We start from the raw sequence: 26112 nt of genomic DNA, 5'->3' as shown, positions 1-26112 counted from the left end.
AAGGAAGGGCGAGGGCGGCGAAAGGAACAGGCCATGAGGGGCCGTCACGGTCGGGTGAGGGCTACTCGCTCGTAGTGTTTGCGCCACGAAATTTCCTCGGCGGTGACGGCCGGTCATCCGCGAGCGGGCTCGGGCAAGCCCCTCCGTCGTGCGTCCGGAACTCGGCCTTGTGTGTCCCCTGTGGGTTTCGGAAGAGTGGGCGCCCGTCAACCAGCCTTCCGGCCGTCGGGTCCCCACAACCTGGACGGCCATCCCCCCCCACAGGAGGACGTGAGTTGAAGCACCGACGCATACCCGGGCGCCGACTCGTCATGGTCGGCGCGGGTGTCGCCGCACTGGCCGCAGCGGGTGTCACCTTGCAGAATGCGAACGCCAGCGAGCCCGCGAAGCCGGTGTCCCGGCCCCGGCCGCTGTCCGCTCCGGCGGCCGCGACGCTGGCCTCCGAACTGAGCGCACACCTCGGTTCGGACGCGGCGGGCAGCTACTACGACGCCAAGGCCAGGAGCCTCGTCGTGAACGTGCTCGACAAGACCGCCGCGAAGGCCGTCGAGGCCAAGGGCGCCGAGGCCAGAATCGTCACCCACACGCTGGCCCAGCTCGACGGCGCCCGTGCGACGCTGAAGAAGGACGCGACCATCCCGGGCACGTCGTGGTCCATCGACCCGGTGTCGAACAAGGTCGTCGTCACGGCCGACAAGTCGGTCACCGGCGCCCGCTGGGACAAGCTGGGCAAGGTGGTCGACGGGCTCGGCGACAAGGCCGAACTCAAGCGTTTCCAGGGCGAGTTCAAACCCTTCATCGCCGGCGGCGACGCCATCGGCGGATCCGGTGGCCGCTGCTCGCTCGGCTTCAACGTGGTCAAGGACGGGCAGCCGTACTTCCTGACCGCCGGGCACTGCACCGCGTCCATCTCCACCTGGTCGGACGCCGACGGCGACGAGATCGGGCAGAACGCGGAGTCCCACTTCCCGGGCACCGACTTCGGCCTGGTCAAGTACACCTCGGACGCCGCCCACCCGAGCGAGGTCGACCTCTACGACGGCTCGACCCGGCAGATCACCGGCGCCGCCGAGGCCACGGTGGGCATGAAGGTCACGCGCAGCGGGTCGACCACCCATGTGCACGACGGCACGGTCACCGGCCTGGACGCCACCGTCAACTACCAGGAGGGCACGGTCAGCGGGCTGATCCAGACCGACGTCTGCGCCGAGCCCGGCGACAGCGGCGGTTCCCTGTTCTCCGGCAGCGACGCGATCGGCCTGACCTCCGGTGGCAGCGGCGACTGCACCTCCGGCGGGGAGACCTTCTTCCAGCCGGTCACCGCGGCTCTCTCCGCCACCGGCACCGAGATCGGCTGACCGAAGCCGTTCCGGCCGGCCGTTCCCGCGGTCGAACGGCTCCCGCGGCATCCCGTCCCGAACCCTCGGGACGGGATGTCGCCTTTCGGCCACCGCTCACTTTCCCTCACTCCCTGCTCACTCGCCGTGAACAATCACTCGTCTGTTCGAATGAGCTCGCCGACCAACGTCGATGGAGTTACAGTATTCGAACGAGCGTACGATGAACGTATCGGGCGTATGGCTGAAAAGGGGTGGATGAGGGAGGTGCGACATGGCGGGCTTCGCTCATCTGCATGTCGCGTCCGGTTACTCCGCCCGCTACGGCGCCGCCCACCCGGAGCAGCTGGCGCGCCGGGCCGCCGAGCGGGGCATGACGGCTCTCGCGTTGACCGACCGGGACACCGTCAGCGGCGTTGTCCGATTCGCGCGGGCGTGTGCGAAGGAAGGGGTGCGGCCGGTCTTCGGCGTCGACCTCGCGGTGGAGGCGCTCGCCCCGCCGCCGCCCGGCCGGCGGCGCCGCACCCCGGCGCATGGCGGCGCCCACGTGGCCGAGCCGCCGCTGCGGGTCGTGCTGCTCGCCCGGGACCGTGAGGGCTGGGCGCGGCTGTGCCGGATCACCTCGGCCGCGCACGCCGACGCCCTCGGCGGCCGGGCGCCCGTGGTGCCGTGGACCGCGCTGCGGGAGCACGGCGGCCCCGGTCTGATCGTCCTGCTCGGCCCGCTCTCGGAGCCGGTGCGGGCGCTGTCGGCGGGCCGGGAGGATGTCGCGGTACGGCTGCTGGCGCCGTGGCGGGAGGTCTTCGGGGGAGAGGTCCGGCTGGAAGTCGTCGCGCAGAAACGTTTTGGCGTGGGTCCGGGCTCCCTCCGCCTCGCCGCCCGCACCCTCGCGCTCGCCGACCGCACCGGCACGACCGCCGTCCTCACCAACGCCGTCCGCTACGCCGACCCCGCCCAGCACCGCCTCGCCGACGTCCTGGACGCCGCCCGGCTGCTGAGGCCCATCGACCGGCGCCGCCTGGACAGCGGGCAGCGCTGGATCAAGGACGAGCGGGCGATGACGGTCCTCGCGCGCATGGTCGCCGAGTGCGCCGGGGCCGACGAGCGGCGGGCCCGCCGGTTGCTCGCCGACACCGCGGCCACGGCGGCCCGGTGCGCCCTCGACCCCGCCGCGGACCTGGGCCTCGGCACCCGGCACTTCCCCGAGCCCGCGCTCTTCGGCGCCGGGCCCGGGGCGGACGGCGCCGCCCGGTTGCTGCGCCGGCGCTGCGAGGAGGGCCTCGCCCGCCGGGGCCTCGACCACGATCCGGCGGCGCTCGCCCGCCTCGACGAGGAACTCGCCGTGATCTCCCGGCTGCGCTACGACTCGTACTTCCTCGCCGTCGGCCAGGTCGTCGCCGACATCCGCGCCAAGGGCATCCGGGTCGCGGCCCGCGGCTCGGGCGCCGGCTCGATGGTCTGCCACGCGCTGGGCATCGCCACCGCCAACCCGCTCGACCACCGTCTGCTGTTCGAACGGTTCCTCAGTGTGCGCCGGGCCTCGCTGCCCGACATCGACATCGACGTGGAGTCCGCGCGCCGCCTGGAGTGCTACGACGCGATCTTCGACCGGTTCGGCAAGGAGCGGGTCGCGGTCACCGCGATGCCCGAGACCTACCGGGCGCGCCGGGCCCTGCGCGACACCGGCCTCGCCCTCGGCATCGCGCCCGCGGAGGTCGACCGGATCGCCAAGAGCTTCCCGCACCTGCGCGCCTCCGACATCACCGGCGCCCTCGCCGAACTTCCCGAACTGCGCCAACTGGCTGCCGAGGCGCGCCGGTACGGCCCGCTGTGGGAACTCGCGGAGGGACTCGACTCCCTGGTCCACGGCATGGCCATGCACCCCTGCGGCGTGGTCATTAGCGACGCCGGCCTGCTGGACCGGCTGCCGGTGCAGCCCACCCCGCAGGGCGACTACCCGATGGCCATGGCCGCGAAGGAGGAGATCGAGGCGCTCGGCAACATCAAGCTCGACGTCCTGGGCGTGCGGATGCAGTCCGCGATGGCCCACGCCGTGGCCGAGATCGAGCGGACCACCGGGGAGCGCATCGACCTGGACGACCCCGAGCAGGTGCCGCTGGACGACGTGTTCGCGTTCAAGCTGATCCAGGAGAGCCAGACCCTCGGCCTGTTCCAGCTGGAGTCGCCGGGCCAGCAGGACCTGCTGTCCCGGCTCCAGCCGCGCAACCAGCAGGACGTCATCGCCGACATCAGCCTCTTCCGCCCGGGGCCGGTCGCGGGCGGCATGCCCGAGCGGTACATCGCCGCCCGGCACGGCGGCACGCCCGCGTACGCCCACCCGGACCTGGAGCCGGTGCTCGCCGACACCTACGGCGTGACCATCTGGCACGAGCAGATCATCGAGACGCTGCGGGTGCTGACCGGCTGCGACCGGGCCTTCGCGGAGATCACCCGGCGGGCGCTCGGCGACAAGGAACGACTGCCCGAGATCAGGGAGTGGTTCCACGAGCGGGCCCGCGCGCGCGGCTACGGCGCGTCCGTACGGGACGAGGTGTGGAGGACGGTCGAGGCCTTCGGGGCGTACGGCTTCTGCCGGGCGCACGCGGTCGCCTTCGCCGTCCCGGCCCTGCAGAGCGCCTGGCTCAAGGCGCACCATCCGGCCTTCCTGCTGGCCGGGCTGCTCGAACACGACCCCGGGATGTGGCCCAAGCGGGTCCTGGTCGCCGACGCGCGCCGGCGCGGGGTGCCGGTGCTGCCCGTCGACGTCAACCGGTCCAGGGCACGGCACACCGTGGAGAAGGCCGACGGCGACCGGTGGGGCGTGCGCCTCGCCCTGTCCGCCGTGCGCGGGATCGGCGAACAGGAGTGCGCGCGGATCGAGGAGGGGCAGCCGTACGCATCGCTGTCGGACTTCTGGCAGCGGGCCCGGCCCAGCCGCCCGGTCGCCGAACGCCTCGCGGAGATCGGTGCGTTGGGTCCCCTGCACGACGGCCGGCTCACCCGGCGCGATCTGCTGCTCCAGATCGCCGAACTCCACCGGGCCGCCCGCAACCGGTCCGCCGGCACCGGGCAACTGCCCTTGATCGCGGGCGCGGTCGGCGGTTCGGAGCCGAGCGGGCTGCCGGAGATGACCGGCCGCGAGGCGCTCGGCGCCGAGCTGAACAGCCTCGGCATCGATGTCTCCCGGCACCTGATGGAGCACCACCACCGGCTGCTGCGGGAGGTCGGCGCGACCGACGCGGCGCACCTGGCCGGGCTGCGCGCCGGTCAGCAGGTCCTCGTCGCCGGGGTGCGGGCCTCCACCCAGACTCCGCCGATCGCCAGCGGCAAGCGGATCATCTTCGTCACCCTGGAGGACGGCTCCGGCCTGGTCGACCTGGCGTTCTTCGAGGACTCCCACCCGGCCTGCGCGTACACCGTCTTCCACAGCGGGCTGCTGCTGGTGCGCGGCACGGTGCAGGTGCGCGGCACCCGCCGTACCGTCGTCGGCACCATGGCCTGGGACCTGGACCGGATCGCCGCCGCCCGCCGCGACCACGGGCCCGAGGCCGCGCTCGCCCTCCTCGGCGAGCGCCACCCGCACCCGACCCCCGCCCAGCCGCGGCGCACCCTGGCCAACGGCACCACCGGCGCCCGCCTGCACCCGTACGCCGATCTGCTGCCCGCCGGCAGCCGCTCGGCCGACCTGAAGAAGTTCGGTTACACCAGTCCGGGGAGCGCCGGATGAGCACCCGTCAGCGGCACATCGCCCATCTGTATCTGCACGGCTCGCTGAGCGAGGAGCAGTACGGCCATGTAATCGAACTGGTGTCTGGCATCACTCCGTATGTGCAGGAGATGCCGCCCGACGCCGTGCAGTTGGACCTGACCTCGGCGCTCCGGTACTTCGGCCTGTCTCCCTACGACGTGGTCCAGATGACGATGATGCGCCTGAAGGCGCTCTACGGCATCGACAGCAGCGCCGGGCTGGCGGGCAACCGCATGGTGGCGGCCATGGCGGCCGACGCGTCCGCGCCGGGTGAGACCACCTGGGTCCCCGCCGAACGGGCCGCCGCATGGCTGCACCCCCGGCCGGTCACCGCGCTGCCCGGGATCGGACGCGTCACGGCGACCACCCTCGGCAGGTACGGTCTGCACACCATCGGCCAGGTCGCCGACCTGCCACCGGCGACCCTGCAACGCCTCCTCGGCGCGGGCACCGCCCGGCTGCTGGCCGAACGCGCCCGCGGCCACGACCCGCGCCCCGTCATGCCCAGGGAGCCGGTGGCCCAGCTGACCGCCGACCGCGTGCTGGACCGGGACTGCCTCGATCCCGCGGAACAGCACCGGTCGGTCCTCGGGCTCGCCGACCGGATCGGCCAACTCCTGCGTGGCGAGCGGCGGGTGGCGGGCCGGGTCACCCTCACCGTGCGCTACGCCGACCGCGGCTCCAGCACCCGGACGCGCACCCTGCCGGAGCCCACCGACCACTCGCCCGCCCTTGCCGCGGTGGCCCTCGACCTGCTGTCCTCCCTGGGCCTGCAACGGGCCCGGGTCCGCGCCTTCACCCTGCGCGCCGACGGCCTGCGCCCGGCCACCGACGCCTACCACCAGCTCTCCCTGGACCCCGCCGACACCCGCGCCCGCGCCGCCGAGGCCGCGGCGGACCGGGCCCGCCGCCGGTTCGGTCCGGACGCGGTCCGGCCCGCCGCGGCGGCGCGCTTCACCGGTGACACCTCGGGCGGGGTCGGTTGGCCCAGGGCGGGGTGATCCGGCTGCCGTCCGCCGGTTCACCCGTGAGCCCGACGGAGGTGGTGGTCCGGGAGAGGACCGTGTGGTCGGTCGGGTCCTCCACACCTGGGGTGGCCCGGCGTCGACGATCACTGTGTCGCCCGCGCGCCGGCGCTCGGTGCGGCCGTCGAGAGTGACGAGCGGTTGGCCGACGAGCGGATGGAGGATCTCCCCGCGCCGGGCGCACGGCCGTCTGCCGCCGGTGAGCGGGGTGGCGTAGGGGACGAAGCGGACGCCGTGGATCTCATGGGCCACGGCCTCGGACGGGCGGACGGGCGTGGCGGGGATCGGTCACGGCCCTGTCCGCCGCCCTGCCCGACGTGGCGGGCGATCTCACACAGCGCATCCATGACGGGTCGCGGCGCGCGGGTTCGCCGGCCCGCGGCCCGCGCACGGGTTCGCCTCCGCGCGGCTCGCGCCGGACGGGACGACCGTCACCGGACCCGCCGCGCACTCGGGGGTGACCGAGCAGGCGACGAGCCGGCCGGTGGACGACGTGGTGCGCCAGGGGTCCGCCGAGCGGCGGCCTCGTCCTGGGGGACGCGCGGGCGCGGGTGATCGTTCCGGCCGAGCGCGGACGGGCCCGCACCCGGGCGGCGGAGGAGACGGCGGCCGAGGCCGCCGGGGGGTGGGCCGGGCTGCCGGTCGAGGGGGAAGTGCGGTCCCCACGGGCCGACTTGGCGAAGTTCGCGCCCTACGGGCCGGTACGGCCCGTCCGGTGACGGGGCGTCGCGCGACTGGTTGACGCCGGAAGTTTTACTTGCGCGTAACTTCCCCCGTGGGCTACCCGCCCGTAACTTGACGGATGAACAGCATCCTCGTGATCCGGATCACAGGGCAAGGCCGCCGTACTCCCCCTTGAGCCGCAAGGAGATCACCCGATGCTGCCCTGGAAGCGAGTGCTCAGACCCCTCGCAGCCCTCTTCCTGTCCGCCGCCGCCGTCACCCTGCCCGCCACGGCCGCGCACGCCGACACCGCCCCCCACAGCGGCTGGAACGACTACTCCTGCCAACCCTCCACCGCCCATCCGCGCCCCGTCGTCCTGGTCCACGGCACCCTCGGCAACTCGGTCGACAACTGGCTCGGCCTCGCTCCCTACCTGGAGGCCCGCGGGTACTGCGTCTTCTCCCTCGACTACGGTCAACTCCCCGGCGTACCCGTCTTCTTCGGCCTCGGCCCCATCGACCGGTCGGCCGCGCAGCTCGCCACGTTCGTGGACCAGGTGCGCTCCGCCACCGGCGCCGCCAAGGTCGACCTCGTCGGACACTCCCAGGGCGGCATGATGCCCCGCTACTACCTGAAGTTCCTCGGCGGCGCGGACAAGGTGAACGCGCTCGTCGGCATCGCGCCCGACAACCACGGCGCCACCCTCAGCGGGCTCACCAACCTGCTGCCGTACTTCCCCGGCGCGGCGGACCTGATCAAGGCCACCACCCCCGGCCTCGCCGACCAGATCCCCGACTCCGCCTTCCTCACCCAGCTCAACGCGGGCGGCGACACCGTCCCCGGAGTGCACTACACGGTCATCGCGACCAAGTACGACGAGGTGGCCACTCCCTGGCGCAGCCAGTACCTCAGCGGCTCCGACGTCCACAACGTCCTGCTCCAGGACCTGTGCCCGCTGGACCTCTCCGAACACGTGGTGATCGCCCTGACCGACCGCATCGCCTTCCACGAGGTCGCCAACGCCCTCGACCCGGCGCACGCCAGCGCCACCACCTGCGCCTCCGCCCTCAGCTGACGAGCGGGCGCGGGTTCAGCCGTCGGGCCACCACGTCCGCGCGGTGTCCTCGCACACCTCCGGGCGACCCGCCGGGCGTTCCTCCGCCCCTTCGCGGCCCCGGCGGCTGTCCGTCCTCCTCGGCGGCTTCCGCACGGGTGTCCGGCGCATGGCTGCCTCCTCCGGTGCCCACCGGGTGCCGCGCTCGCGCGGAGGCAGGCGCTTTCGGCGAGCGTTCCTCGTCCGCCCGGGACTGTCAGTGGCGTGTGTCACTCTCCGGTCATGGCAGATGAACGTGAGCACAGCGGTACGACCGCCCGTGCCGTGGACTGGGACGCGCGGGCCGCGGACTTCGACGAGGAGCCGGACCACGGCCTGCGCGATCCCGGCGTGCGGGCCGCATGGTCGGCCAGACTCCGCTCCTGGCTGCCGGGACACCCCGCCGACGTGCTCGACCTCGGCTGCGGCACCGGCAGCATGTCGCTCCTCGCGGCGGAGCGGGGGCACCGGGTGACGGCCGTCGACCTGTCCCGGGCCATGACCGAGCTGGCCCGCGCCAAGCTCGCCGGGCACGGGGCCGAGGTGCTGCGCGGACCCGCCGAGGCCCCGCCCGTGGGGGAGCGGCGCTTCGACGTGGTCCTCGTACGCCACGTCCTGTGGGCGCTGCCCGACCAGGCCCGTGTCCTGCGGCACTGGCGGGACCTGCTGCGCCCCGGCGGCCGGTTCGTGCTGGTCGAGGGCGTCTGGGGTGAGGCGGACCCCGTCGGCGTACCCGCGGACCGGCTCACCGCGCTGCTGGAGCCGCTGACGGCCGGGGCACGCGTGGAGCGACTGTCCGGTGACGCGGTGCTGTGGGGGAAGGAGGTGACGGACGAGCGGTACGCGGTGGTGGCGACCGTGTGAGGCGGCCGGCCGCGGACCGGGCCGGCCGCTCCCCGCGGAAGCCCGCCGTTCGCTCACGCCAGCAGGTCGCCGAAGCCGCCCGCGCGGGCGAGCCGCTCCAGTTCGGCGAGAGCGGCCACGGCGGCCGCGGCGGCCTCGGGGTCCGTCCCGGCCAGCCCGCTCGCGGCGAACTCGTCCTCGTCCAGGCGGCGTACGTCCCCGCCGTCGGCCGAGCGCCACAGGTCCAGGTCCAGGTCCTCGACCACCAGCTCCGTGCCGGTGCGCACCGCGGGCCGGGTGATGTCGCAGTACCAGCCCTTGACCGAGCCGTCCGCTGCGCGCACCTCCTTGACCGCGTACCACCGGTCGCGCCAGTAGTACTCGGTGAACACATCGCCCGGCTCGAAGCGTACGAACCCGAAGTCGCGGGTGCCGGAGCCCGCCCAGGGCGCCCGGACCACGACCCGGGTGCCGTCGTCCCCGAGCAGCGTGGCCGGATAACGGATCTTCGTGCGGCCGCCCTTGACCAGCACGACCGTCAAGTCGGCAGTCGGGTCAGCCGAGTTCGCGGACATGGTGCACCTCCGTCGCGCAGATCTCGTACCCGAGCCACTTGTTGATCGCGATCATGGGGTCGTTGCCCGCGTCGTTGCCCGTGAACGCCTCGGTGACGCCGGCGGCACGGGCCCGGTGCAGGGAGTGCAGCTTGGCGAGCTTGGCCAGTCCCTTGCCGCGGTGGGCGCGGGCGGTGCCCGTCATCGCGGTGGAGTACCGGCCGTCGCCGTCGGTGTAGGCCGTGCTGAAGGCGACGGGACGGCCGCCGACGCACGCGGCCATGGTCAGCTCGCGGTTCAGCAGCGGATGGTCCCAGGTGCGCGCCAGCCAGTCGTCGTAGCCCCGGGACTCGAAGTCGAGGTCGCCCGGTTCGTCCTGGAGCGTCTCCGCGTCCAGCTCGAACAGCGGGCGCGGGTCGTCCGCGAAGTCCGCGGCCGAGCGCAGTTCGACGCCCGGCGGGGTGGGCGGCAGCGGCGGCAGGCCGGCGGCCACCAGGTCCAGGCGCAGGAAGTGCGCGGACCGGCTGGCCCGGTAGCCGTGCCGCTCGGCGAAGGCCCGGTTGGCCGGCTCGTCCAGGACCCAGCCGAGCACCTTGGTCGCGCCCAGCGAGGCGAGGTACTCCTCGGCCGTGCGCAGCAGCAGCCCGCCCGCGCCGCGGCCCGCCCGGTCCGGCCGGACGTAGATGTTCAGCACGCCCTGGCCCGGCTCGCTGCTGTCGTACGCCAGCAGGACCTGGGCGGTGCCGATGATCTCGCCGTCCTCCTCCGCGACCAGGGGCCGGTAGTGGGCGTCGGGATGTGTGTGCAGCGCGTTGTGCCGGACCGACTCCGAGGTGAACAGGATGTACGGCAGGGCGAGTCGGCGCACCCGGGCGAAGCCTTCGGGGTCGGCCGGCACGTCGGGACGCAGGTCACGGACGATCAGTGTCATGGGCAGGGACCGTACGGGGAGATGCGCCGGGGATGCCTCTCATTTTCCGTCCGTACGGGAGAATCGGGGCCGTGAGCCTGAAGATCCGCATCGATGACAGCGCGCCCCCCTACGAGCAGGTGCGGGCGCAGATTTCCGAGCAGGCGCGGTCCGGGGTGCTGCCCGTGGGGTACCGGCTGCCGACGGTACGAGGGCTGGCCGAGTCCCTGGGGCTCGCGGTGAACACGGTGGCCAAGGCGTACCGGGCGCTGGAGGGCGACGGGGTGATCGAGACGCGGGGGCGCCGCGGCACCTACGTGGCCGCGGCCGGCTCCGCCGCGGAGCGCGAGGCGTCGTCGGCCGCGCAGGCGTACGCCGACCGGGTGCGGAGGCTGGGGCTGGGGGAGGAGGAGGCGCTGGCCGCGGTGCGGGACGCCCTGCGGGCCGCCTACGGGGGACAGGGGTAGCCGGGGCGTCAGCGGAGCCGCGCGGGTTCCGGCACCCGCGTCACCGCGAGCCCCGCCCGCCGCGCCGCCCTCCCGAACGTCACCGCGTCCGCCACCGCCGCGCCGCCCGGGTCGTTGTTGAAGTAGGCGTGGACGTCCTCGCCGTCGGGGAACGCCGTGGCGACGCGGTCGACCCAGGTCTCCAGGGCGCGGCGGCCGTAGCGGGGCCAGGGCTGGGCCCGGCCCTGGTGGAAGCGGACGTAGCCCCAGTCGGTGGTGCGCCACGGGGTGACCGGGCGGGACAGGACGTCCGCCCAGCACAGGGCCGCGCCCCGGGAGGCGAGGACCTCGCGCACCTCCGGTGTCCACCAGGAGTCGTGACGGGGCTCCACCGCGACCCTCGTACCGCGCGGGAAGCAGGCCAGGCAGGCGTCCAGCAGGGCCGGGTCGGCGCGCAGGGTCGGCGGGAGCTGGAGCAGGACGGGGCCGAGCCGGTCGCCGAGGCCCGCCGCGTGGGTCATCAGCCGGTGTACCGGCTCCTCGGGCTCCCTGAGCCGCTTGATGTGGGTGAGGAACCGGCTGGCCTTGACCGCGACCACGAAGTCCGGCGGCACCCGTGCCCGCCAGGCGGCGAAATGGTCGTACGACGGCAGCCGGTAGAAGGCGTTGTTGATCTCCACCGTGGCGAACAGCCGGGTGTACTCCTCCAGCCACAGCCGTGCCGGGACCCCGGCCGGATAGACGAGGTCCCGCCAGTCCTTGTACTGCCACCCCGAGGTGCCGACGAACAAGGTCACGCCTTCATGAAAGCACTACAGGTACAGCCCCGCGTCCGCGCCGTTGCGCGCACCCGGCACCGAGGTCGGCGTGGTGCCCCGGCGCAGGGCGTACAGCTCGGCCAGGGTCGCCCCCTCCCGGCCGACACCCTCCTCGGTGCCGAGCCAGTGCACCGCCTCGTCGCGGGTGAGCGGGCCCACCTCGATGCGGGCGAGGCAGCGGCCGGGGCGGACCACGGCCGGGTGCAGCCGCTCCAGGTCCTCGTTCGTGGTGACGCCCACCAGCACATTGCGGCCCTGTCCGAGCAGGCCGTCGGTGAGGTTCAGCAGCCGGGACAGCGCCTGGCCCGCGGTGTGCCGGGCCTCGCCGCGGATCAGCTCGTCGCAGTCCTCCAGGAGCAGCAGCCGCCAGCGGCCCTTGCCCGCGCCGTCCTCCTCGCCGATCGCGATGTCCATCAGATAGCCGACGTCGGAGAAGAGCCGCTCGGGGTCGAGGACGCAGTCGACCTGGCACCAGTCCCGCCAGGAGCGGGCCAGGGTGCGCAGCGCCGAGGTCTTGCCGGTGCCCGGCGGGCCGTGCAGCAGCAGGAGGCGGCCCGCGATGTCCTCGGGGGTGGTCTTCATCAGCCGGTCCATCGCCTCGGCCACCGGCGCGGTGTAGTTGGACCGGACCTCGGACCAGGTGCCGGCCGAGATCTGGCGGGTGGTGCGGTGCGGGCCGCGGCGCGGGGAGACGTACCAGAACCCCATCGTCACGTTCTCCGGCTGGGGTTCGGGCTCGTCGGCCGCGCCGTCCGTGGCCCGGTCGAGGATCTCCTGGGCCAGTTCGGCGCTGGTCGCGGTCACGGTGACGTCCGCGCCGCGGCTCCAGCGGGAGACCAGCAGGGTCCAGCCGTCGCCCTCGGCGAGGGTGGCGCTGCGGTCGTCGTCCCGGGCGACCCGGAGCACCTTCGCCCCCTCGGGCAGCAGGGTCGCGCCGGAGCGCACGCGGTCGATGTTCACCGCGTGCGAGTACGGCTGCTCGCCCGTCGCGAAACGGCCGAGGAACAGCGCGTCGACGACGTCGGACGGCGAGTCGGAATCGTCGACGTGGAGCCGGATCGGCAGAGCGTCGTGCGGGTTCGCAGGCATGCCGCCATGATCCGTCACCGGTGCCCTCCGTGCACGGCATTTCCACCGCTTGTCCCGGGTGTCCCGGGGTCGCCCCGGGTCTGCCCAAGCCCCGTACCGCGCCGTTACCGTTGCCCTTGATGGCATGTCAGGGGTGGGAATCCTACGGTCGGTGGTGGCGGCTCCTCGTCCTGTCCGGAGGGATCGCGGCCGTGCTCGCCGTGCCGCCGGTCCTGCTCGGCGGCCCGCCGGGCAGGGCGGGCGGCTCCGCACCGCCGGGCGCCGCCGTCGGCTGGGGCTTCACCCACACCCGGTTCAGCGCCGACGGCGGCGACCCCGCCGCCACCGCCCGGGTACGGCGACTGCTCAGGTCCGGCGGGGGGCTGGCGCAGGACCAGGCGATCATGGGCTGGGGCGCGGACAACCCCGAACCGTCGCGCGGGCACTACGACTTCGGCGCCCTGGACCACCGCGTCGGCTTCGTCCGCGCCTCCGGCGGCACCCCGGTGATCACCCTGTGCTGCGCCCCGGACTGGATGAAGGGCGGCGAGTCCGGCGCGGACCGGACCGACTGGAGCCGGTCCGCCCTGGAGACCGCGCCCGCCCCCGCCCACTACCAGGACTTCGCCGACCTCGCCGCGACCGTGGCCCGGCGCTACCCGGACGTGCGGCACTTCATCGTCTGGAACGAGTTCAAGGGCTTCTGGGACGAGGCCGGGAACCGCTGGGACTACGAGGGGTACACCCGGCTGTACAACCTCGTGTACCGCGCGCTGAAGAAGACCGGCGAGGACGTCATGGTCGGCGGCCCCTATCCGGCGATGGACAGCGTCGCCCCGGACGACCCCCACGCCTCCCCGGCGGTACGCGGCGCCTGGGGCGCGATGGACCAGCGCGTCCTCGACGCCTTCTCCTACTGGAACACCCACAAGGCCGGTGCCGACTTCACCGTGGTCGACGGCGCCAGCTACCCCCGCGGCGGCGCTCCGCGGCCGGACGAGTTCACCGCCACGGACAAGCTGACCGCCGTCGGGGCGTGGGTGCGGCGGCAGACCCACGGCCTGCCCCTGTGGTGGGCCGAGTACTACGTGGAGCCCGGCGACGGCGCCGCCGGCTGGTCCGAGCCGCACCGGGTCGCCGTCCAGGCCGCCGGCATGATCGCCCTGGTCAGGGGCGGTGCCGAGACCGGCTTCTACTGGAACCCGGAGCAGCGGACCGGCCCCGGCTGCCCCGGCTGCCTGTGGACCCCGACCGACCGCGCCGACGGGGGACGACCCCTGCCCATGTACGACCTGGTGTCCCGGTTCGCGGCGGCCTTCCCGCCCGGCACGACGTACCGGACGGTCTCCGTCGATCCGGCCGCCGCGCCCGGCCTGCGCGTCCTGGCGAGCGACCGTACCGTCCTCGTCGTCAACACCCGCGGCCGTACGACCGGTGCGCGGGTCGACGGCGGACGGCTCCGGCTCCGGCCGTACGAGGTGAGGTGGCTCGACCGCTGATCCTCACTTCAGCGTCAGGAACCGCTGCACCAGCACGGCCAGCACCACCGCCAGCAAGGGCACGCAGAACCAGAGACTCCCCTGGAGCAGCCGCAGCCGGCGCACTCCCGGCCGCACCGCCACCCGCGCCACCTCGCGCGCGGCCAGCACCAGCGTCAGGACGACGGCGGCCAGTGCGCCCACCACCGACCAGGGTGTCCAGGTCACCCGGGGTCCGATCGGCCCGGGTCGTGGCAGCGGGACCGGTCCCGGGGGCCGGCCGCGCAGGGCGTACACCGAGACGTCATCGTTGACCAGCACCTTCGTCAGGTCCCGCCGGGCGTCCAGGCTCCGGGTGAGCCGGGGCTGCCAGGCCGCCGGATAGCCCGCGGCCAGGCGCAGGTACGTCACCTGGCTCCGGTCGACCATCAGATACGAGCGCGGGCCCGCCTCCTTCAGCGCCTCGACCAGCCCGGACACCCGAGCCGGGTCGGCCGGTGCGAGCGTCGGGACGTAGTCGACCCGCTCCATGTCCTTCGCGCCCCACGGCAGCGACGGGGTCACGTCGTCCACCGTGTCCTCGCTCAGCCACAGCAGCCGTACCGTCGGCCGGTCATGGGCGTACACCCAGTCCATCGCCGCGACCTCGCCGGGCCGGGTGCGCTCGAAGGGCTCGTTGCCCCAGCGGGCCACCAGGAAGCCGCCCATCAGCAGCAGCCCGGCGAGCAGCGCGGCCACCGGGGCGAGCCCCGGCCGGTCGCCGGCGCGCGGGAAGAGCGCGAGGGCGCCGAGCAGGGCCGCGCCCGGCACCGCGAACATGAAGACGCGCAGGGCCATCTCACCGCCGTACGACTGCATGCCGAAGCCCAGGAACGGGACGAGGGTGAGCACGAGCAGGGAGCGCTCGCGGTACCGGTGCAGGCGTCGGCGCGACCAGCCCCCGCAGGCGAGTGCCAGCACGGCACCGGCCAGCAGGACGCGGGTGTAGAGGACGAGCTTGTGGGTCGGATCGCCGCCCTGGATACGGCCGGCGACGGAGCTGGAGACATTGCCGCCGACCCCGCCGACGCCGCCGAAGAGGTCGTCGAAGTGCCCGGACCAGTACGGCTCGGCCATGAAGCCCAGCCAGAGCGCGACGACCACCGCGAACAGCAGCGGCAGGCCGCGCAGTTCGCAGCGGCGCAGCAGGACGAGGGCCGCGAGCACACCCAGCATCATGAACGGGGTCAGCTGGTGCGCGGGCACGGTCGCGGCGTACAGGCCGGTCAGCAGCAGGAGGAGCACGGTGCGCCGGCGCCGGTCGGCCGGTGCCGGTTCCGCCTCGCCCGGCCGCAGCCTCGCCGACAGCGCGCGCGGCGGGCGGAACCAGACCAGCAGGATCGCCACGAAGAGCAGGTACAGCAGGAAGGTGAAGCTCTGCGGCGAGAAGTAGTCCTGGCCGACCCAGCCGCACAGCGCGAACAGCCAGACACCGGTCCACTTCGCCCGCCAGTGCGCCCGCATCGACCGGGTCAGCAGCGCCATCGGCGCCAGGTAGGCGAGTTGGATCGCGGTCGGCCACCAGCGGATCACCCCGGTGAAGTCGGTGACCCCGCACGCCCGGCCGGCGAACGCGGCCACCGCGAAGAAGCCCGGCCAGCTCCAGCGGGCGTCCAGGTCGGGGACGGCGGACCCGGTGCGGTCGATGTAGTCGAGGAAGCCCAGGTGCTGCCAGGCCGTCGCGAACCGGGGCTCGGGCTCGATCACCGCGGGCAGCGCGTGCAGCGAGACGACCGTGGCGAGCAGGGTCACCAGCAGCAGGGCCCGGTGCTCACGCCGCTGCCGCAGAAGCCCGGCGAAGACCACCACGAGCAGGGCCGCGCCGACCAGGGTGGGCAACGGCAGGACGGAGACCAGGCCCAGGCCGCCCATCCGGTCCAGATCGGTCTCGCCGAGGCGCAGGGCGGGCAGCCAGTACAGGAGGAGGGCGGCGGCCAGGAGGCAGGTGAGCGGGAGTCCGGAGAGCCGGTGCGGGGGACGGGGCGGGGGAGCGGAGGCGGCCGGGGGCGCGGCGTCCGACGGGGACGCGGTCTCCGCCGGGGGCGGGGGCGGCGAGAAGGCCGAGGGCGCGGGGTGGGGGGAGGGCGCGGGCCGCGCCAGGGGTACGGCTCCCTCGGCAACCCGCGCCCGCGCCCACGCCGGCGCCCTGCGCCGCACCGGGGCCTCGCTCATCCCCAGGTCCGCAAGATCCCCGTCCGGCGCCGCCGCGTCCGGCACGGACCCGGAACCCGGCGCGGGCACGGCCCGTACCGTCCGCCAGAGCCGCGGCGCGGTGAGCGAGACGATGACGGCCAGGCTGGAGACCTCGGCGACCCCCGCCCCCGTGAGCCCCATCCGCGGCAGGAGCAGCAGGGTGAGACCGAGGACCAGTACGCACAACAGACCCTGGAGCCAGGCGAGTCCGGCGGTGCGGCTTCGGGCGCGCAGGACCGCGAAGTAGGTCTCCATGACGACCCGGAGCAGCATGCCGACGGCGAACCAGCGCAGCAGCGGGGTCGCCGCGCCGGCGTAGCCCGCGCCGAACACGCCGAGGACCCAGGGCGCGCCGGCGAACAGCACGGCGCTGATCGGCAGCATGATCCGGGCCATCCGCTGGAGCGCAGCGCGGGCGTGGGCGGCCAGCCGCTCCGGGTCGTGCGAGCCCTCGACCGTGAGGGACGCGCCCATGTTGACGGCGAGCAGGTTGCAGGTGCCGCCGATGGTGGCGGCGATGTAGAAGTACGCGTTCTCCTCGGAGCTGACCTGCGCGGCGATGATCACCGGCACGAGGCAGACCACGGCGAGCGAGAACAGGGAGCCGGTGCAGTCCCCGGCCAGGAACCTCCCGATCTCCCGCGCCCGCGGCGGTCCCACCCGGCCGGCGGTCGCCTCGACGTGCCGGGGCACCAGGCGCCGGAACACCAGCCAGCCCAGCGGTACCACGGAGGTGGCGATCGCGGCCACCCACGACACGAAGACCCCGGCGGCCGGGACGGCGACGGCGAACGTGGCGAGCAGCACCAGCTTCACCGCCGAGAAGACCGTGTTGCCCACCGGCACCCAGGGCGCGCTGCGCAGCCCGGTCAGCACCCCGTCCTGGAGGGTGAGCACGTTCCAGGCGACCACGGCCGCCACGAAGCCGAGGCCGGGCAGCGGGCCGTGCAGAAAGCGGTACGAGGGCCCCCACGCGTCCAGGGTCAGGAGGAACACCCCGGCCGCCGGCGCCACGACGAGTGAACTGCCCACGTACGTACGCAGGAGGAACCGGCCCGTGCGTTTCCCGGACACCGGGATGAACCGGGCCAGGGCGCCGGTCAGGGTCACCGAGGTGAGCCCGGCGAGCAGCTTCATCGCGGCGATGGCGGCCGAGCCCCGGCCGACCGCGGCATCGGAGTAGTAGTGCGCCGCGGCCAGCCAGAAGCCGAGGCCCAGGACGGCGGAGACGCCGGTGTTCAGCATCAGCGCGTACGCGTTGCGGAGCAGCGGGCCGCCGCCCGGGGAGTGGCCGGTGCCGGGCGCCCTCGCCGCCTCGGGCCCGGGTGCGGTGGTGGTGTCAGCCAAGGGGACGACCAGCCTTCCCCACGATCAGGCCGGCCCGCCGTGCCCTGCGCACGAGCGCGTACCCCCGGGTGAGCGCACGGTCCCGGGCGAAGGTCCGGCCGAGGGCGCGTCCCCGCAGCAGCCGCGTGAACTCCTCGGCGTCCGTGCCGCGCCGCACCGTGACCCGGCGCAGCGCGTACGGCCCCTGGGCGCGGCGGGCGAGCCCGTTGCCGACGGCGAGCGCCTGCGCGTACCCGGCCGCGCGCACCGCCGCGCGCACCCGGCGGCTGGAGTAGCCGTAGGGATACGCGAACGACACCGGCCGCGCCCCGAGTTCACCGGCGACGATCTCCGTGCACCGGCTCAGCTCCTCGGCCAGCGCGCCGTCGTCCAGCTGATCCAGTTGCGGATGCGTATGGCTGTGCCCGCCGATCTCCACCCCGCAGGCGGCGAGCCGGCGCACCTGGGGCCAGTCGAGCATGGTGTCGAGGCCGCCCCCGGTGTCGTGGGCGCCCCTGAGCCAGCCGGTGGAGACGAACAGCGTGGCCGGGAAGTGCTGCCGGGCGAGCAGGGGCAGCGCGTGCCGGTGGACGCCCTCGTAGCCGTCGTCGAAGGTGATCAGCACCGGACGCGGGGGCAGCGGTCGGCCGCCGCGCCAGTGCGCCGCCAGCTCGGTGGTGGTGACCGGTGTGAAGCGCGACTCCGCGATGAGCGCCATCTGTTCGGCGAATGCCTCGGGGCTGACCGACAGCGTCCGGGTGGCGTCGTTGGGCGTGTCGGCCACGGAGTGGTACATGAGGATCGGTACGGGCAGGTCACTCATGCGGACCCCCGGTCCGGCCGCCGGTCTTCGCGAAGGCGTACGAGCCCCGCCGTGCCCGTACGCTCCCCACCGCGAACCCTCCTGCGGCCGTGAGCACACCGGCGACGATGGCGCCCGCGCGGCCCGCGCCGCCCGGCCGGCCGAGCAGGGCGTCGCGCAGTCCGCGGACGACACCGGCGGGCAGCACCCGGGTGGCGTACCGGCGTTCGGACTCCAGGCCCCTGGCCGCGCCGACGCTGCGCGCCACCAGTGCCTTGGACAGGCCCTCGGCGTAGGCGCGCGAGCGGAAGTAGGCGAAGCGTTCCCGGGGGCGGGGCACGCGGTGGTGGATCACCGCGCGGTCGTCGACGAGCAGCACGGCGTCGGGTCGGGCGCGGGCGAGGCGGATGCACAGCTCCGTCTCCTCGCCGCCGAGGGGGCGGTGGCCGCCGTCGCGCCCGATGCCGGTGGCGAAGCCGCCCGCCGCCTCGAACGCCGTGCGCCGGAACGAGGCGTTGCCGCCGAGGACGTTGCGGACCCGCACCCGGCCCGGCGGCAGGCCCCGGTAGGTGCAGCCCACCACCCAGTCGAACTCCTCCGGGAACCAGACGGGCCGCCGGCCGGACGCCCAGACCGGCTCGGTGCGGCCGCCGACGGCCAGCACCCGGGGATCGGCGTACGCCTCGGCGAAGCGGCGCAGCCAGTCCCGTTCGGCCACTGCGTCGTCGTCCAGGAAGGCGATCACCTCGCCGCGGGAGGCGGCGATGCCGGTGTTGCGGCCCGCGGACAGGCCGCGCGGGCCGGAGTTGGGCAGCACGCGCACCTGCTCCTCGTCCCGGTACGCGCGTTCCAGGCGTGCGCGGAGGGCCGGGTTGTGGTCCACGACCAGGAGGGTCTCCCGTGCCGGGTACGACTGCGCGCGCACCGAGGAGACCGCCGCGAGGATGTGTTCCCAGCGGTCCTCGGTGTACACGCAGATCACGACGGAGATGCCGGGACCGCTCAAGACACCTCTCCCCGCCGGGCCCTGAGGAGCGGGGAGTGGCGCACCCGGCGCCGCAGGGCACGCCGGTTGGAGCGCTCGCGCAGGATCACCCCCAGCACCCGCAGCCCGTCGCGCACCGCCCGCAGATTGCTGGCGCCGTGGATGCGCAGGTACTCGTGGCTCGGGATCTCCTGCACTCTCAGGCCCGCCTTGACCACTCTGATGTTCATCAGTGTCTCGACCTCGAAGCCGGTGCAGTCGAGGTCGATCTTGTCGAGACAGTGCCGCCAGAACGCGTTGTAGCCGTAGCAGAGGTCCGTGTAGCGGGCGCCGAACTTGCGGTTGACGACCGTGCACAGCGCCCAGTTGCCGAGCTTGCGGACGAAGGTCATGTCGTCGGTGCCGCCGCCGTTGGCGAAGCGGGAGCCCTTGGCGAAGTCGGCGCCGGAGACCAGCGCGGAGACGTAGCTGACGATCTCGCCGCCGTCGGCCGAGCCGTCCGCGTCGACCATCACGATGATGTCGCCGGTGCATGCCCCGAACCCGGTGATCAGGGCGTCCCCCTTGCCCCGGCCGCGCTGCGGGACGACCTTGAGCCGCGGCCACAGGGACCGGGCCACCTCGACGGTCCCGTCGGTGGAGTTGCCGTCCACGAGGACGACCTCGTGGATCCAGTCGGGAAGACTCTCGAAGACGTAGGGCAGGTTCCTCGCCTCGTTCATGGCGGGGATCACCACGCTCACCGGCGGGGTGATCGCGAGGTGCGAGGAGATGGGCCGGTAGTGCGGGACGAGCAGCGGTTCGCGGCCCGGACTCGGCGGGCGCAGCGCTGAACTCATGGTTGTCTTCCCTCTCGTCCGGTGGACCGCCCGCCCCGGGGCGGCCCGGCTCAGGGTCCGGTTCGAAAGGGGGGTTCTCCTCCAGGGCACGGCGAGCGGAACTCCGTGCCCGTGGACGAGCTTGGCGAAGCTGTCCGGGCCGCCGGTCGAGCGACGACGGCCGGTCGCGCGGCCCGGCCCGGTCACCGCTCGCGGTCACCGGGCACGGCACCCCCCTACCGCGCTCCGCACCGGTGTCACCGGGGCGCCCGGCCCTCCCCATGGGCCGTGCGTCGGCGAACCGATGCGGTTGAGATGTATGACGGTATTGACGGTTGAGCCCGAAAGGCAAGACCTGGAAGGTGTCTCACCTTTCCCATGATTGGTCCGTTGCGTAACAGTGGCTCACCTTGCTCACTCTTATGTGCTTTTACTCGGAATCCGGTCCTGGAGAGCCGCGACGAACCCGGTTCCGGAGAAGCGCGGGGAGCAGGAACAGCAGGCTCAGTACGGCGACCGCGGCCACCCCGCCCCGGACGGACCAGAGGTGCAGCGCGAGCATCGCCTGGGCCACCAGCATGTCGACGACGATCGCGCCCCCGAGCGCGCACAGCGTCCGGGCGAAGGGGTCGAGGCCGCGCAGGGCGGTGGCGATCGCCGCGGCCGGCGCGGACAGGAGGAACAGCAGCGCGCACGGGCCGCGCAGCGCGGATTCGGAGCCGGCGAGGGCGAGCAGCGCGCCGGCCGTCGCGACGGCGGCGGCGGCTCCCGTGAGCAGCGGCGACAGGTCCCTGTTGATCCGCAAGGTGCGCATTGGCGACTTCGCCCCCCGGAGCGCCGGATGCCGGGCTTCAATGTGACGCAGAGCCGAGGGGGCGTCAAGACCGGCCGACCCCTCCTGAAACCCCGCGGGAGCACGTGCCTGAGAGGCCGTCAACACATTTGACATGTACGCGCAATACATGAGCAGTAAATCTTTGAAGTCGGTCTTATTGAGAGTCAAAAATTCTTGGCATGAACACTTCCGGTCAACGCGCGTAGTTGCTACTTAAGTTGCCGCAGACTTCCTGCTCACCTGGGAGATACCATGAGACGTTCCCGACTTGTCGGATTCGTTGCTCCACTCCTCCTCGCCCTCGGTCTCGGCTTCACGCAGGCCGTGTCGGCGCAGGCGGCCTCCAACAGCGGTGGCTATGTCGCGCTGGGCGACTCCTACGCCTCCGGCGTCGGCTCCGGCAGCTACATCAGCTCCAGCGGCTCCTGCGACCGGAGCACCAAGGCCGCCGCCTACCTCTGGAACGCCGCGCACAGCCCGGCCTCGTTCGCCTTCAACGCGTGCTCGGGCGCCACGACGGACGACGTGATGGCCAACCAGCTCGGCTCGCTCGACTCCTCCACCTCGCTGGTGTCCATCAGCATCGGCGGCAACGACGCCGGCTTCGCGAACGTCATGCAGACGTGCGTGCTGTACTCGGACAGCACCTGCCTGTCCGCCATCTCCAGCGCGGAGTCGTACATCACCTCCACGCTGCCCGGGAAGCTCGACACCGTCTACAACGCCATCCACTCCAAGGCGCCCAACGCCCGTGTGGTCGTGGTCGGTTACCCGCGCTTCTACCTGCTCGGCCAGACCTGCCTCGGCCTGTCCGACACCAAGCGCTCGGCCATCAACGACGCGGCCGACATCCTGGACAACACCATCCAGACCCGCGTCTCGGCGCACGGCTTCGTCTTCGGTGACGTCCGCACCCCCTTCTCCACCCACGAGATCTGCTCCGGCAGCTCCTGGCTCCACAGCACGAACTGGCTCGACCTGACCGAGTCGTACCACCCCACCGCCGACGGTCAGTCCGGTGGCTACCTGCCGGTGCTCACCAACGCCGCCGGCTGACCCGTTCGGGTGAGCACCGTACGGCGCACCACCGGGCCCGCCCGTCAGGGTGAACTCGCGGACCGGCCCGAGGCGTCGACGTGATACCTGGTACCTCCCGGGCGACCCCGCCGCACCGCCGGCGGGGTCGCCCCGCCGCGGCGGCGGGGACCCTGGCCGACGGGGCCTCCGCCGGCGGGCCGGCCGGGCACGTGAGATGGGCCACGTTCCCGGCCGTTTCCACGCCGCCTCCTCCGCCCGCGCCGGGACCGGTGCGGGCGCCCGCGGCCGCGGCGGCGGAGTGACCGCTTCCGGACCGCCGCGGGGCCCGTCGCCGCCCCGGGGCCCCGCGGGGCCGAACACGCCCTTGGTCGCGAGGGGGTCGGGGTCCGGTGGCCGTCACACGCCGTGATGATCGGCCGGGTGCGGCGAACCGGTGCGAGCCGTCGGCCAGCCGGTTGTCCAACTCGCCCTGAAACCGGTCGGATTCGGAGAGTAGTCAGCGCGGGATGGTCAACCCCCTTACGGGAAAGGTGAATCCTGTAGGCGCGATACACGCGTGCCCTGGTGGGGAGATAGGGTTACTCTGCCCGGGGCCGGGTGGACTCGTACGGGTGGGGAGTGACATGGAACAGATAACAGTGCGCAGCAGGGCCAGGGTCCCTGCGATCACCTGCGGGAGCAGCGCGACCAGTTCGCGCCTCGACCGGCATCTGGCGGTGCTGGGCGGTCCCGCCATACCGCAGCAGAAGACCGTCGAGGCGACCTCGCTGATGCGGGAGCTGACGGCGCGGGACACCCGGCGCACGCACAGCGACCGGGGCGCGCGGGTGAGGCGGGTCTCCCTGTTCGCACCGCTGCGCCGACTGCGGCGTTCGCTGTTCGGCGGCCACTAGCCGGTCACCGGCCGGCCGCTGGGCCGGCCCCGATCCGGTCGTGATCCGGCCCCGATCCGGCCACTGCTCGGCCCCTTGAGCGCCCACCCGGCGCTCACCGGGCGAACCGGCGGTCCTGGTCCCGCTCCAGGGCCCGCGCCTCGGCCGCCACACCGTCCCGGCACAGCGCTGCTATCTCGTCGTCCGTCATCCCCACGGCGCGCAGCAGCGCCCCGGTGTGCTGTCCGAGCGCGGGCACGTCGCCCATCCGCGCCTCGTCCCCGCCCGGCAGCGTGAGGGGCGGCAGCAGCGCCCGCAACGGTCCCACCGGCGAACCCACCTGACGCCAGCGGTCCCGGGCCGCCAGTTGGGGATGCTCCGCCAGCTCGCGCAGATCCCGTAGCCGCGCACAGGCGATGCCCGCCTTCTCCAGGCGGGCCATCGCCTCGTCGGCGTCCAGCGCGCCGAGCGCGCGCGCCACCGCCGCGTCCGTCTCCGTCCGGTGCGCGACCCGTGCCGCGTTCGTCGCGAACAGCGGGTCCGTCCCCAACTCCGGCTGTTCCATGGCCTGTTCGGTCAGTCGTCGCCACTCCCGGTCGTTCTGCACCGACAGCAGCACCCGTCCGCCGTCCGCCGTCGCGTAGACGTCGTAGGGCGCGATGACGGGGTGCGCGAGACCGGTGCGCGCCGGGGGCTCGCCGCCGTGCATCGTGTGGTGCAGCGGATGTCCCATCCACTCGGCCAGCGAGTCCAGCAGGGACACCTCCACCGGCCCGCCGCGCCCGGTGGCGCCCCGGCGGACCAGCGCCGCCAGCACCCCCGAGAACGCGTACATGGCCGCCGCGATGTCCGCCGCCGGGATACCCGCCTTCACCGGCTGCTCCGGCGTCCCGGTGACCGACACCAGACCCGCCTCGCACTGCACCAGCATGTCGTAGGCACGCTTGTCCGCGTACGGCCCGGAGGGGCCGTAGCCCGAGATGTCCACGGCGACCAGTCGCGGTTGCGCCGCGCACAGGGTCGCCGCGTCCAGGCCGAGCCGGGCCGCCGCCCCGTGCGCCAGGTTCTGCACGAACACGTCCGCGTCCGCGACCAGCCGCCGTACGACGTCCAGGCCGCGCGGGTCCTTCAGGTCGAGCGCGATGGACTCCTTGCCGCGGTTGCACCACACGAAGTGCGAGGCGAGGCCGCCCGCCGCCGTGTCGTAGCCCCGCGCGAAGTCGCCCCCGTCCACCCGCTCCACCTTGATGACCCGGGCCCCCAGGTCGGCGAGCTGCCGGGTCGCGAAGGGCGCGGCCACGGCCTGTTCGACGGCGACGACGGTGATGCCCTCCAGGGGCGGCGGCTGGTGCTCCACGGGGTGTTCCATGGGGTGGATGATCTCCCCCTTGGGCGGGTTTGTCAGTACCGCGTATGTCACTCCCCGCGGCTGTGGCGGCGCACCGCGAGCGGCAGGAACACCGCGATCAGGACGAGGCTCCAGCCGAGCGAGCCGGCGACCGGATGGGCCACCGGCCAGGCGGCGCCGCGCGGCACGGGCGCGTTGCCGAACAGGTCCCGCAGGGCGGTGGTCACCGCGCTGATCGGGTTCCACTCGGCGAGCGTGCGCAGCCATCCGGGCAGATGGTCCGTCGGGATGTACGCGTCGGACAGCAGCGGCAGCACGAAGGAGGCGGCGCCGAGCTGCCCGGCCGCCTCCTCGCTGCGGGTGAGCAGGCCCAGCCAGACGCCGGCGCAGGTGCAGGCGAAGCGGAAGAGCAGCAGCAGCCCCACCGCGCCGGCGGCCTCGGGAGCCGGCCCCTCGATCCGCCATCCCACCGCGAGTGCCACCAGGAGCAGCGGGACGGTGCCGACGGCGGTGACGACGAGGTCCGCGACCGCCTGTCCGAGCGGCACGGCGGCCCGGCTCACCGGCAGCGTGCGGAGCCGGTCGCTCACCCCGCGGTGGGTGTCCGCGGCGGCCTGGAACATCCCCGTCATCAGCCCGCCCGCCGCGGTCGCGGCCAGCAGACCCGGCACGAGGAAGGCGCGGTACTCCCGGCCGGGCATCGCCAGTGCGCTGCCGAAGACGTACCCGAAGAACAGCAGCATGTTGATCGGCATCATCTGGGTCAGGACCGCGAGGCCGGGACTGTTGCGGACCCGGCGCAACTGCCGTCCCGTCAGGGCGAGTCCGTCGTACGCGAGGGCCCTCATGCGGCGTGCTCCTCGGTGGTGCCGGCGGCGCGACCGGCTGCGGCTCCCGTTCCGGTTCCGGCTTCGGCCCGGGTTCCGGTGAGCCGCAGGAAGACGTCGTCCAGGGTGGGCGGGCGCAGGCTCGCGTCGAGCAACGGCACGCCCGCGGCGTCGAGTTCGCGCACCAGCCGGGGCAGGGTCAGCGTGGGGTCGGTGGTGAGGACGCCGACGGCGGTGCGCTCGCGGTCGAACGCCGGTTCCCGGCCGGTGAGTCGGTCCAGTACGGCGGCCGCCGTGCCGAGCGCGTCCGCATGGGCGACCACGGCCTCGGCGTACGACCCGATGAGCGCCTTGAGTTCGGCGGGCGAGCCGGTGTGCGCGATCCGGCCCCGGTCCATCAGGGCGATGTCGTCGGCGAGCTGGTCGGCCTCCTCCAGGTACTGCGTGGTCAGCAGCACCGTCGTGCCGTCCGCCGCGAGTTCCCGAACGGCCTGCCGGATGTCGCCGCGGCTCGCCGGGTCGAGGCCGGTCGTCGGCTCGTCCAGGAAGAGCACCTCCGGGCGGCGCACGAGGCTCGCGGCGAGGTCGAGGCGGCGCCGCATGCCACCCGAGCAGGCCGAGGCCTTGCGGTCGGCGGTCCCGGTGAGCCCGAAGCGTTCCAGCAGCTCGTCGGCGCGCGCGGCCGGCCCGCGGACCCGGTGCAGCCGGGCGAACAGCCGCAGGTTCTCCCGGCCGGTCAGATCGCCGTCGACCGAGGCGTACTGCCCGGTGACCGCGATCAGGCTCCGTACGGCGGCGGCCTCCCGCACGAGGTCGTGCCCGGCGATCCGCGCGGAGCCGGCGTCCGGCCGCAGCAGCGTGGTCAACAGGCGCACGGCGGTGGTCTTCCCGGCGCCGTTGGGCCCCAGCAGGCCGCAGACGGTGCCCCGCGCGACCGCCAGATCGAGCCCGCGCAGGGCGTGGGTGCCGCCGAAGCGCTTCTCCAGCCCTTCACTAAGTACAGCGTACGTAGTCGTCATGAGGGGACCATAGCGCACTACGTACG

General features: G+C 73.7%; 21 protein-coding genes and 2 pseudogenes. 10 read left to right on the top strand and 13 right to left on the bottom strand.

Annotated elements, in window-relative coordinates:
* Window positions 1-275 precede the first annotated feature (275 nt).
* The 3 genes from QSK45_RS32505 to QSK45_RS32495 all read left to right on the top strand — a co-directional run bounded on the left by QSK45_RS32505 (window position 276) and on the right by QSK45_RS32495 (window position 6086).
* A complete protein-coding gene (locus tag QSK45_RS32505) occupies window positions 276-1358 on the top strand; it encodes a S1 family peptidase (protein ID WP_285562487.1) in 1083 nt (360 codons plus the stop codon).
* Between the two features lie 253 nt (window positions 1359-1611).
* The gene (locus QSK45_RS32500; protein WP_285562486.1) at window positions 1612-5064 is read left to right on the top strand and encodes a DNA polymerase III subunit alpha; all 3453 of its coding nucleotides are present in this window, start codon (window positions 1612-1614) and stop codon (window positions 5062-5064) included.
* Complete coding sequence (locus QSK45_RS32495; protein ID WP_285562485.1) at window positions 5061-6086, top strand: DNA polymerase Y family protein; 1026 nt, start codon at window positions 5061-5063, stop codon at window positions 6084-6086. Before QSK45_RS32500 ends, QSK45_RS32495 begins: the two co-directional genes overlap by 4 nt.
* Here QSK45_RS32495 and QSK45_RS32490 read toward each other — a convergent pair.
* A pseudogene (locus tag QSK45_RS32490) lies at window positions 6040-6395 on the bottom strand (cupin domain-containing protein). The gene QSK45_RS32495 and the pseudogene QSK45_RS32490 sit on opposite strands and share 47 nt — an antisense overlap.
* A gap of 11 nt (window positions 6396-6406) precedes the next feature.
* Here QSK45_RS32490 and QSK45_RS32485 point away from each other — a divergent pair.
* From QSK45_RS32485 to QSK45_RS32475, 3 genes and pseudogenes are all read left to right on the top strand, one after another.
* Window positions 6407-6829 (top strand): annotated as a pseudogene (locus QSK45_RS32485) (MarR family transcriptional regulator).
* 159 nt (window positions 6830-6988) lie between these two features.
* Window positions 6989-7849 carry an esterase/lipase family protein gene (locus QSK45_RS32480; RefSeq protein WP_285562484.1) on the top strand — a complete coding sequence of 287 codons (861 nt, stop codon included), beginning with the start codon at window positions 6989-6991 and terminating at the stop codon, window positions 7847-7849.
* 261 nt (window positions 7850-8110) lie between these two features.
* A complete protein-coding gene (locus tag QSK45_RS32475) occupies window positions 8111-8731 on the top strand; it encodes a class I SAM-dependent methyltransferase (protein WP_285562483.1) in 621 nt (206 codons plus the stop codon).
* A 53-nt stretch (window positions 8732-8784) separates the two neighbouring features.
* Here the strand turns inward: QSK45_RS32475 and QSK45_RS32470 are convergent, their stop codons facing one another.
* Both QSK45_RS32470 and QSK45_RS32465 read right to left on the bottom strand, forming a co-directional pair.
* Window positions 8785-9285 carry a ribonuclease FAU-1 family protein gene (locus QSK45_RS32470; RefSeq protein WP_285562482.1) on the bottom strand — a complete coding sequence of 167 codons (501 nt, stop codon included), beginning with the start codon at window positions 9283-9285 and terminating at the stop codon, window positions 8785-8787.
* Complete coding sequence (locus QSK45_RS32465; protein WP_285562481.1) at window positions 9266-10195, bottom strand: GNAT family N-acetyltransferase; 930 nt, start codon at window positions 10193-10195, stop codon at window positions 9266-9268. Before QSK45_RS32465 ends, QSK45_RS32470 begins: the two co-directional genes overlap by 20 nt.
* Before the next feature lie 71 nt (window positions 10196-10266).
* Between QSK45_RS32465 and QSK45_RS32460 the strand changes: the two genes are divergently transcribed.
* A complete protein-coding gene (locus tag QSK45_RS32460) occupies window positions 10267-10641 on the top strand; it encodes a GntR family transcriptional regulator (protein WP_285562480.1) in 375 nt (124 codons plus the stop codon).
* An 8-nt stretch (window positions 10642-10649) separates the two neighbouring features.
* Here the strand turns inward: QSK45_RS32460 and QSK45_RS32455 are convergent, their stop codons facing one another.
* Both QSK45_RS32455 and QSK45_RS32450 read right to left on the bottom strand, forming a co-directional pair.
* Window positions 10650-11417, bottom strand: coding sequence for a DUF72 domain-containing protein (locus QSK45_RS32455; RefSeq protein WP_285562479.1), 768 nt, complete (start codon window positions 11415-11417; stop codon window positions 10650-10652).
* Between the two features lie 15 nt (window positions 11418-11432).
* Entirely contained in the window at window positions 11433-12527 is a 1095-nt protein-coding gene (locus QSK45_RS32450) for a DUF5925 domain-containing protein (RefSeq protein ID WP_285562478.1), read from the bottom strand.
* Window positions 12528-12646: 119 nt separating this feature from the next.
* On the opposite strand from QSK45_RS32450, the gene QSK45_RS32445 reads away from it, so the two are divergent.
* Window positions 12647-14005, top strand: a complete 1359-nt coding sequence (locus QSK45_RS32445) for a glycoside hydrolase family protein (RefSeq protein WP_285562477.1) — start codon at window positions 12647-12649, stop codon at window positions 14003-14005.
* 3 nt (window positions 14006-14008) lie between these two features.
* Here QSK45_RS32445 and QSK45_RS32440 read toward each other — a convergent pair whose 3' ends face one another.
* The 5 genes from QSK45_RS32440 to QSK45_RS32420 form a co-directional block, all read right to left on the bottom strand.
* Entirely contained in the window at window positions 14009-17563 is a 3555-nt protein-coding gene (locus tag QSK45_RS32440; RefSeq protein ID WP_285562476.1) for a lipopolysaccharide biosynthesis protein, read from the bottom strand.
* On the bottom strand, window positions 17556-18365 hold the full coding sequence (locus QSK45_RS32435) for a polysaccharide deacetylase family protein (RefSeq protein ID WP_285562475.1): 810 nt from the start codon (window positions 18363-18365) through the stop codon (window positions 17556-17558). The genes QSK45_RS32440 and QSK45_RS32435 overlap by 8 nt, the downstream gene beginning before the upstream one ends.
* The gene (locus tag QSK45_RS32430) at window positions 18358-19350 is read right to left on the bottom strand and encodes a glycosyltransferase family 2 protein (RefSeq protein ID WP_285562474.1); all 993 of its coding nucleotides are present in this window, start codon (window positions 19348-19350) and stop codon (window positions 18358-18360) included. The genes QSK45_RS32435 and QSK45_RS32430 overlap by 8 nt, the downstream gene beginning before the upstream one ends.
* Complete coding sequence (locus QSK45_RS32425) at window positions 19347-20168, bottom strand: glycosyltransferase family 2 protein (protein WP_285562473.1); 822 nt, start codon at window positions 20166-20168, stop codon at window positions 19347-19349. Before QSK45_RS32425 ends, QSK45_RS32430 begins: the two co-directional genes overlap by 4 nt.
* A gap of 409 nt (window positions 20169-20577) precedes the next feature.
* Window positions 20578-20961, bottom strand: a complete 384-nt coding sequence (locus tag QSK45_RS32420) for a hypothetical protein (RefSeq protein WP_285562472.1) — start codon at window positions 20959-20961, stop codon at window positions 20578-20580.
* A gap of 273 nt (window positions 20962-21234) precedes the next feature.
* Between QSK45_RS32420 and QSK45_RS32415 the strand changes: the two genes are divergently transcribed.
* On the top strand, window positions 21235-22038 hold the full coding sequence (locus QSK45_RS32415; RefSeq protein WP_285562471.1) for an SGNH/GDSL hydrolase family protein: 804 nt from the start codon (window positions 21235-21237) through the stop codon (window positions 22036-22038).
* Window positions 22039-22643: 605 nt separating this feature from the next.
* Window positions 22644-22913, top strand: a complete 270-nt coding sequence (locus QSK45_RS32410; protein WP_037658345.1) for a hypothetical protein — start codon at window positions 22644-22646, stop codon at window positions 22911-22913.
* Window positions 22914-23007: 94 nt separating this feature from the next.
* Here the strand turns inward: QSK45_RS32410 and QSK45_RS32405 are convergent, their stop codons facing one another.
* Genes QSK45_RS32405 through QSK45_RS32395 form a run of 3 tightly spaced genes read right to left on the bottom strand, consistent with a single transcriptional unit; the run spans window position 23008 to window position 26086 of the window.
* Entirely contained in the window at window positions 23008-24261 is a 1254-nt protein-coding gene (locus tag QSK45_RS32405; RefSeq protein WP_285562470.1) for a CaiB/BaiF CoA transferase family protein, read from the bottom strand.
* Window positions 24262-24308: 47 nt separating this feature from the next.
* Window positions 24309-25088, bottom strand: a complete 780-nt coding sequence (locus QSK45_RS32400) for an ABC transporter permease (protein ID WP_285562469.1) — start codon at window positions 25086-25088, stop codon at window positions 24309-24311.
* Window positions 25085-26086: an ATP-binding cassette domain-containing protein gene (locus QSK45_RS32395; protein ID WP_285562468.1), complete on the bottom strand. Its 1002-nt coding sequence runs from the start codon at window positions 26084-26086 to the stop codon at window positions 25085-25087. The genes QSK45_RS32400 and QSK45_RS32395 overlap by 4 nt, the downstream gene beginning before the upstream one ends.
* Window positions 26087-26112 lie beyond the last annotated feature (26 nt).

The organism is Streptomyces hygroscopicus subsp. hygroscopicus (assembly GCF_030269125.1).
GTDB lineage: Bacteria > Actinomycetota > Actinomycetes > Streptomycetales > Streptomycetaceae > Streptomyces > Streptomyces hygroscopicus_C.
This window is presented reverse-complemented; position numbering and strand designations above follow the sequence as displayed.

Bases quoted from the DNA above. Each gene is read 5' to 3' on its own strand.
- QSK45_RS32400 (WP_285562469.1), bottom strand. From the start codon at position 25,088: ATGAGGGCCCTCGCGTACGACGGACTCGCCCTGACGGGACGGCAGTTG.
- QSK45_RS32470 (WP_285562482.1), bottom strand. From the start codon at position 9,285: ATGTCCGCGAACTCGGCTGACCCGACTGCCGACTTGACGGTCGTGCTG.
- QSK45_RS32415 (WP_285562471.1), top strand. From the start codon at position 21,235: ATGAGACGTTCCCGACTTGTCGGATTCGTTGCTCCACTCCTCCTCGCC.
- QSK45_RS32495 (WP_285562485.1), top strand. From the start codon at position 5,061: ATGAGCACCCGTCAGCGGCACATCGCCCATCTGTATCTGCACGGCTCG.
- QSK45_RS32395 (WP_285562468.1), bottom strand. From the start codon at position 26,086: ATGACGACTACGTACGCTGTACTTAGTGAAGGGCTGGAGAAGCGCTTC.
- QSK45_RS32435 (WP_285562475.1), bottom strand. From the start codon at position 18,365: ATGAGTGACCTGCCCGTACCGATCCTCATGTACCACTCCGTGGCCGAC.
- QSK45_RS32500 (WP_285562486.1), top strand. From the start codon at position 1,612: ATGGCGGGCTTCGCTCATCTGCATGTCGCGTCCGGTTACTCCGCCCGC.
- QSK45_RS32405 (WP_285562470.1), bottom strand. From the start codon at position 24,261: ATGGAACACCCCGTGGAGCACCAGCCGCCGCCCCTGGAGGGCATCACC.
- QSK45_RS32480 (WP_285562484.1), top strand. From the start codon at position 6,989: ATGCTGCCCTGGAAGCGAGTGCTCAGACCCCTCGCAGCCCTCTTCCTG.
- QSK45_RS32425 (WP_285562473.1), bottom strand. From the start codon at position 20,168: ATGAGTTCAGCGCTGCGCCCGCCGAGTCCGGGCCGCGAACCGCTGCTC.
- QSK45_RS32475 (WP_285562483.1), top strand. From the start codon at position 8,111: ATGGCAGATGAACGTGAGCACAGCGGTACGACCGCCCGTGCCGTGGAC.
- QSK45_RS32465 (WP_285562481.1), bottom strand. From the start codon at position 10,195: ATGACACTGATCGTCCGTGACCTGCGTCCCGACGTGCCGGCCGACCCC.
- QSK45_RS32450 (WP_285562478.1), bottom strand. From the start codon at position 12,527: ATGCCTGCGAACCCGCACGACGCTCTGCCGATCCGGCTCCACGTCGAC.
- QSK45_RS32420 (WP_285562472.1), bottom strand. From the start codon at position 20,961: ATGCGCACCTTGCGGATCAACAGGGACCTGTCGCCGCTGCTCACGGGA.
- QSK45_RS32410 (WP_037658345.1), top strand. From the start codon at position 22,644: ATGGAACAGATAACAGTGCGCAGCAGGGCCAGGGTCCCTGCGATCACC.
- QSK45_RS32445 (WP_285562477.1), top strand. From the start codon at position 12,647: ATGGCATGTCAGGGGTGGGAATCCTACGGTCGGTGGTGGCGGCTCCTC.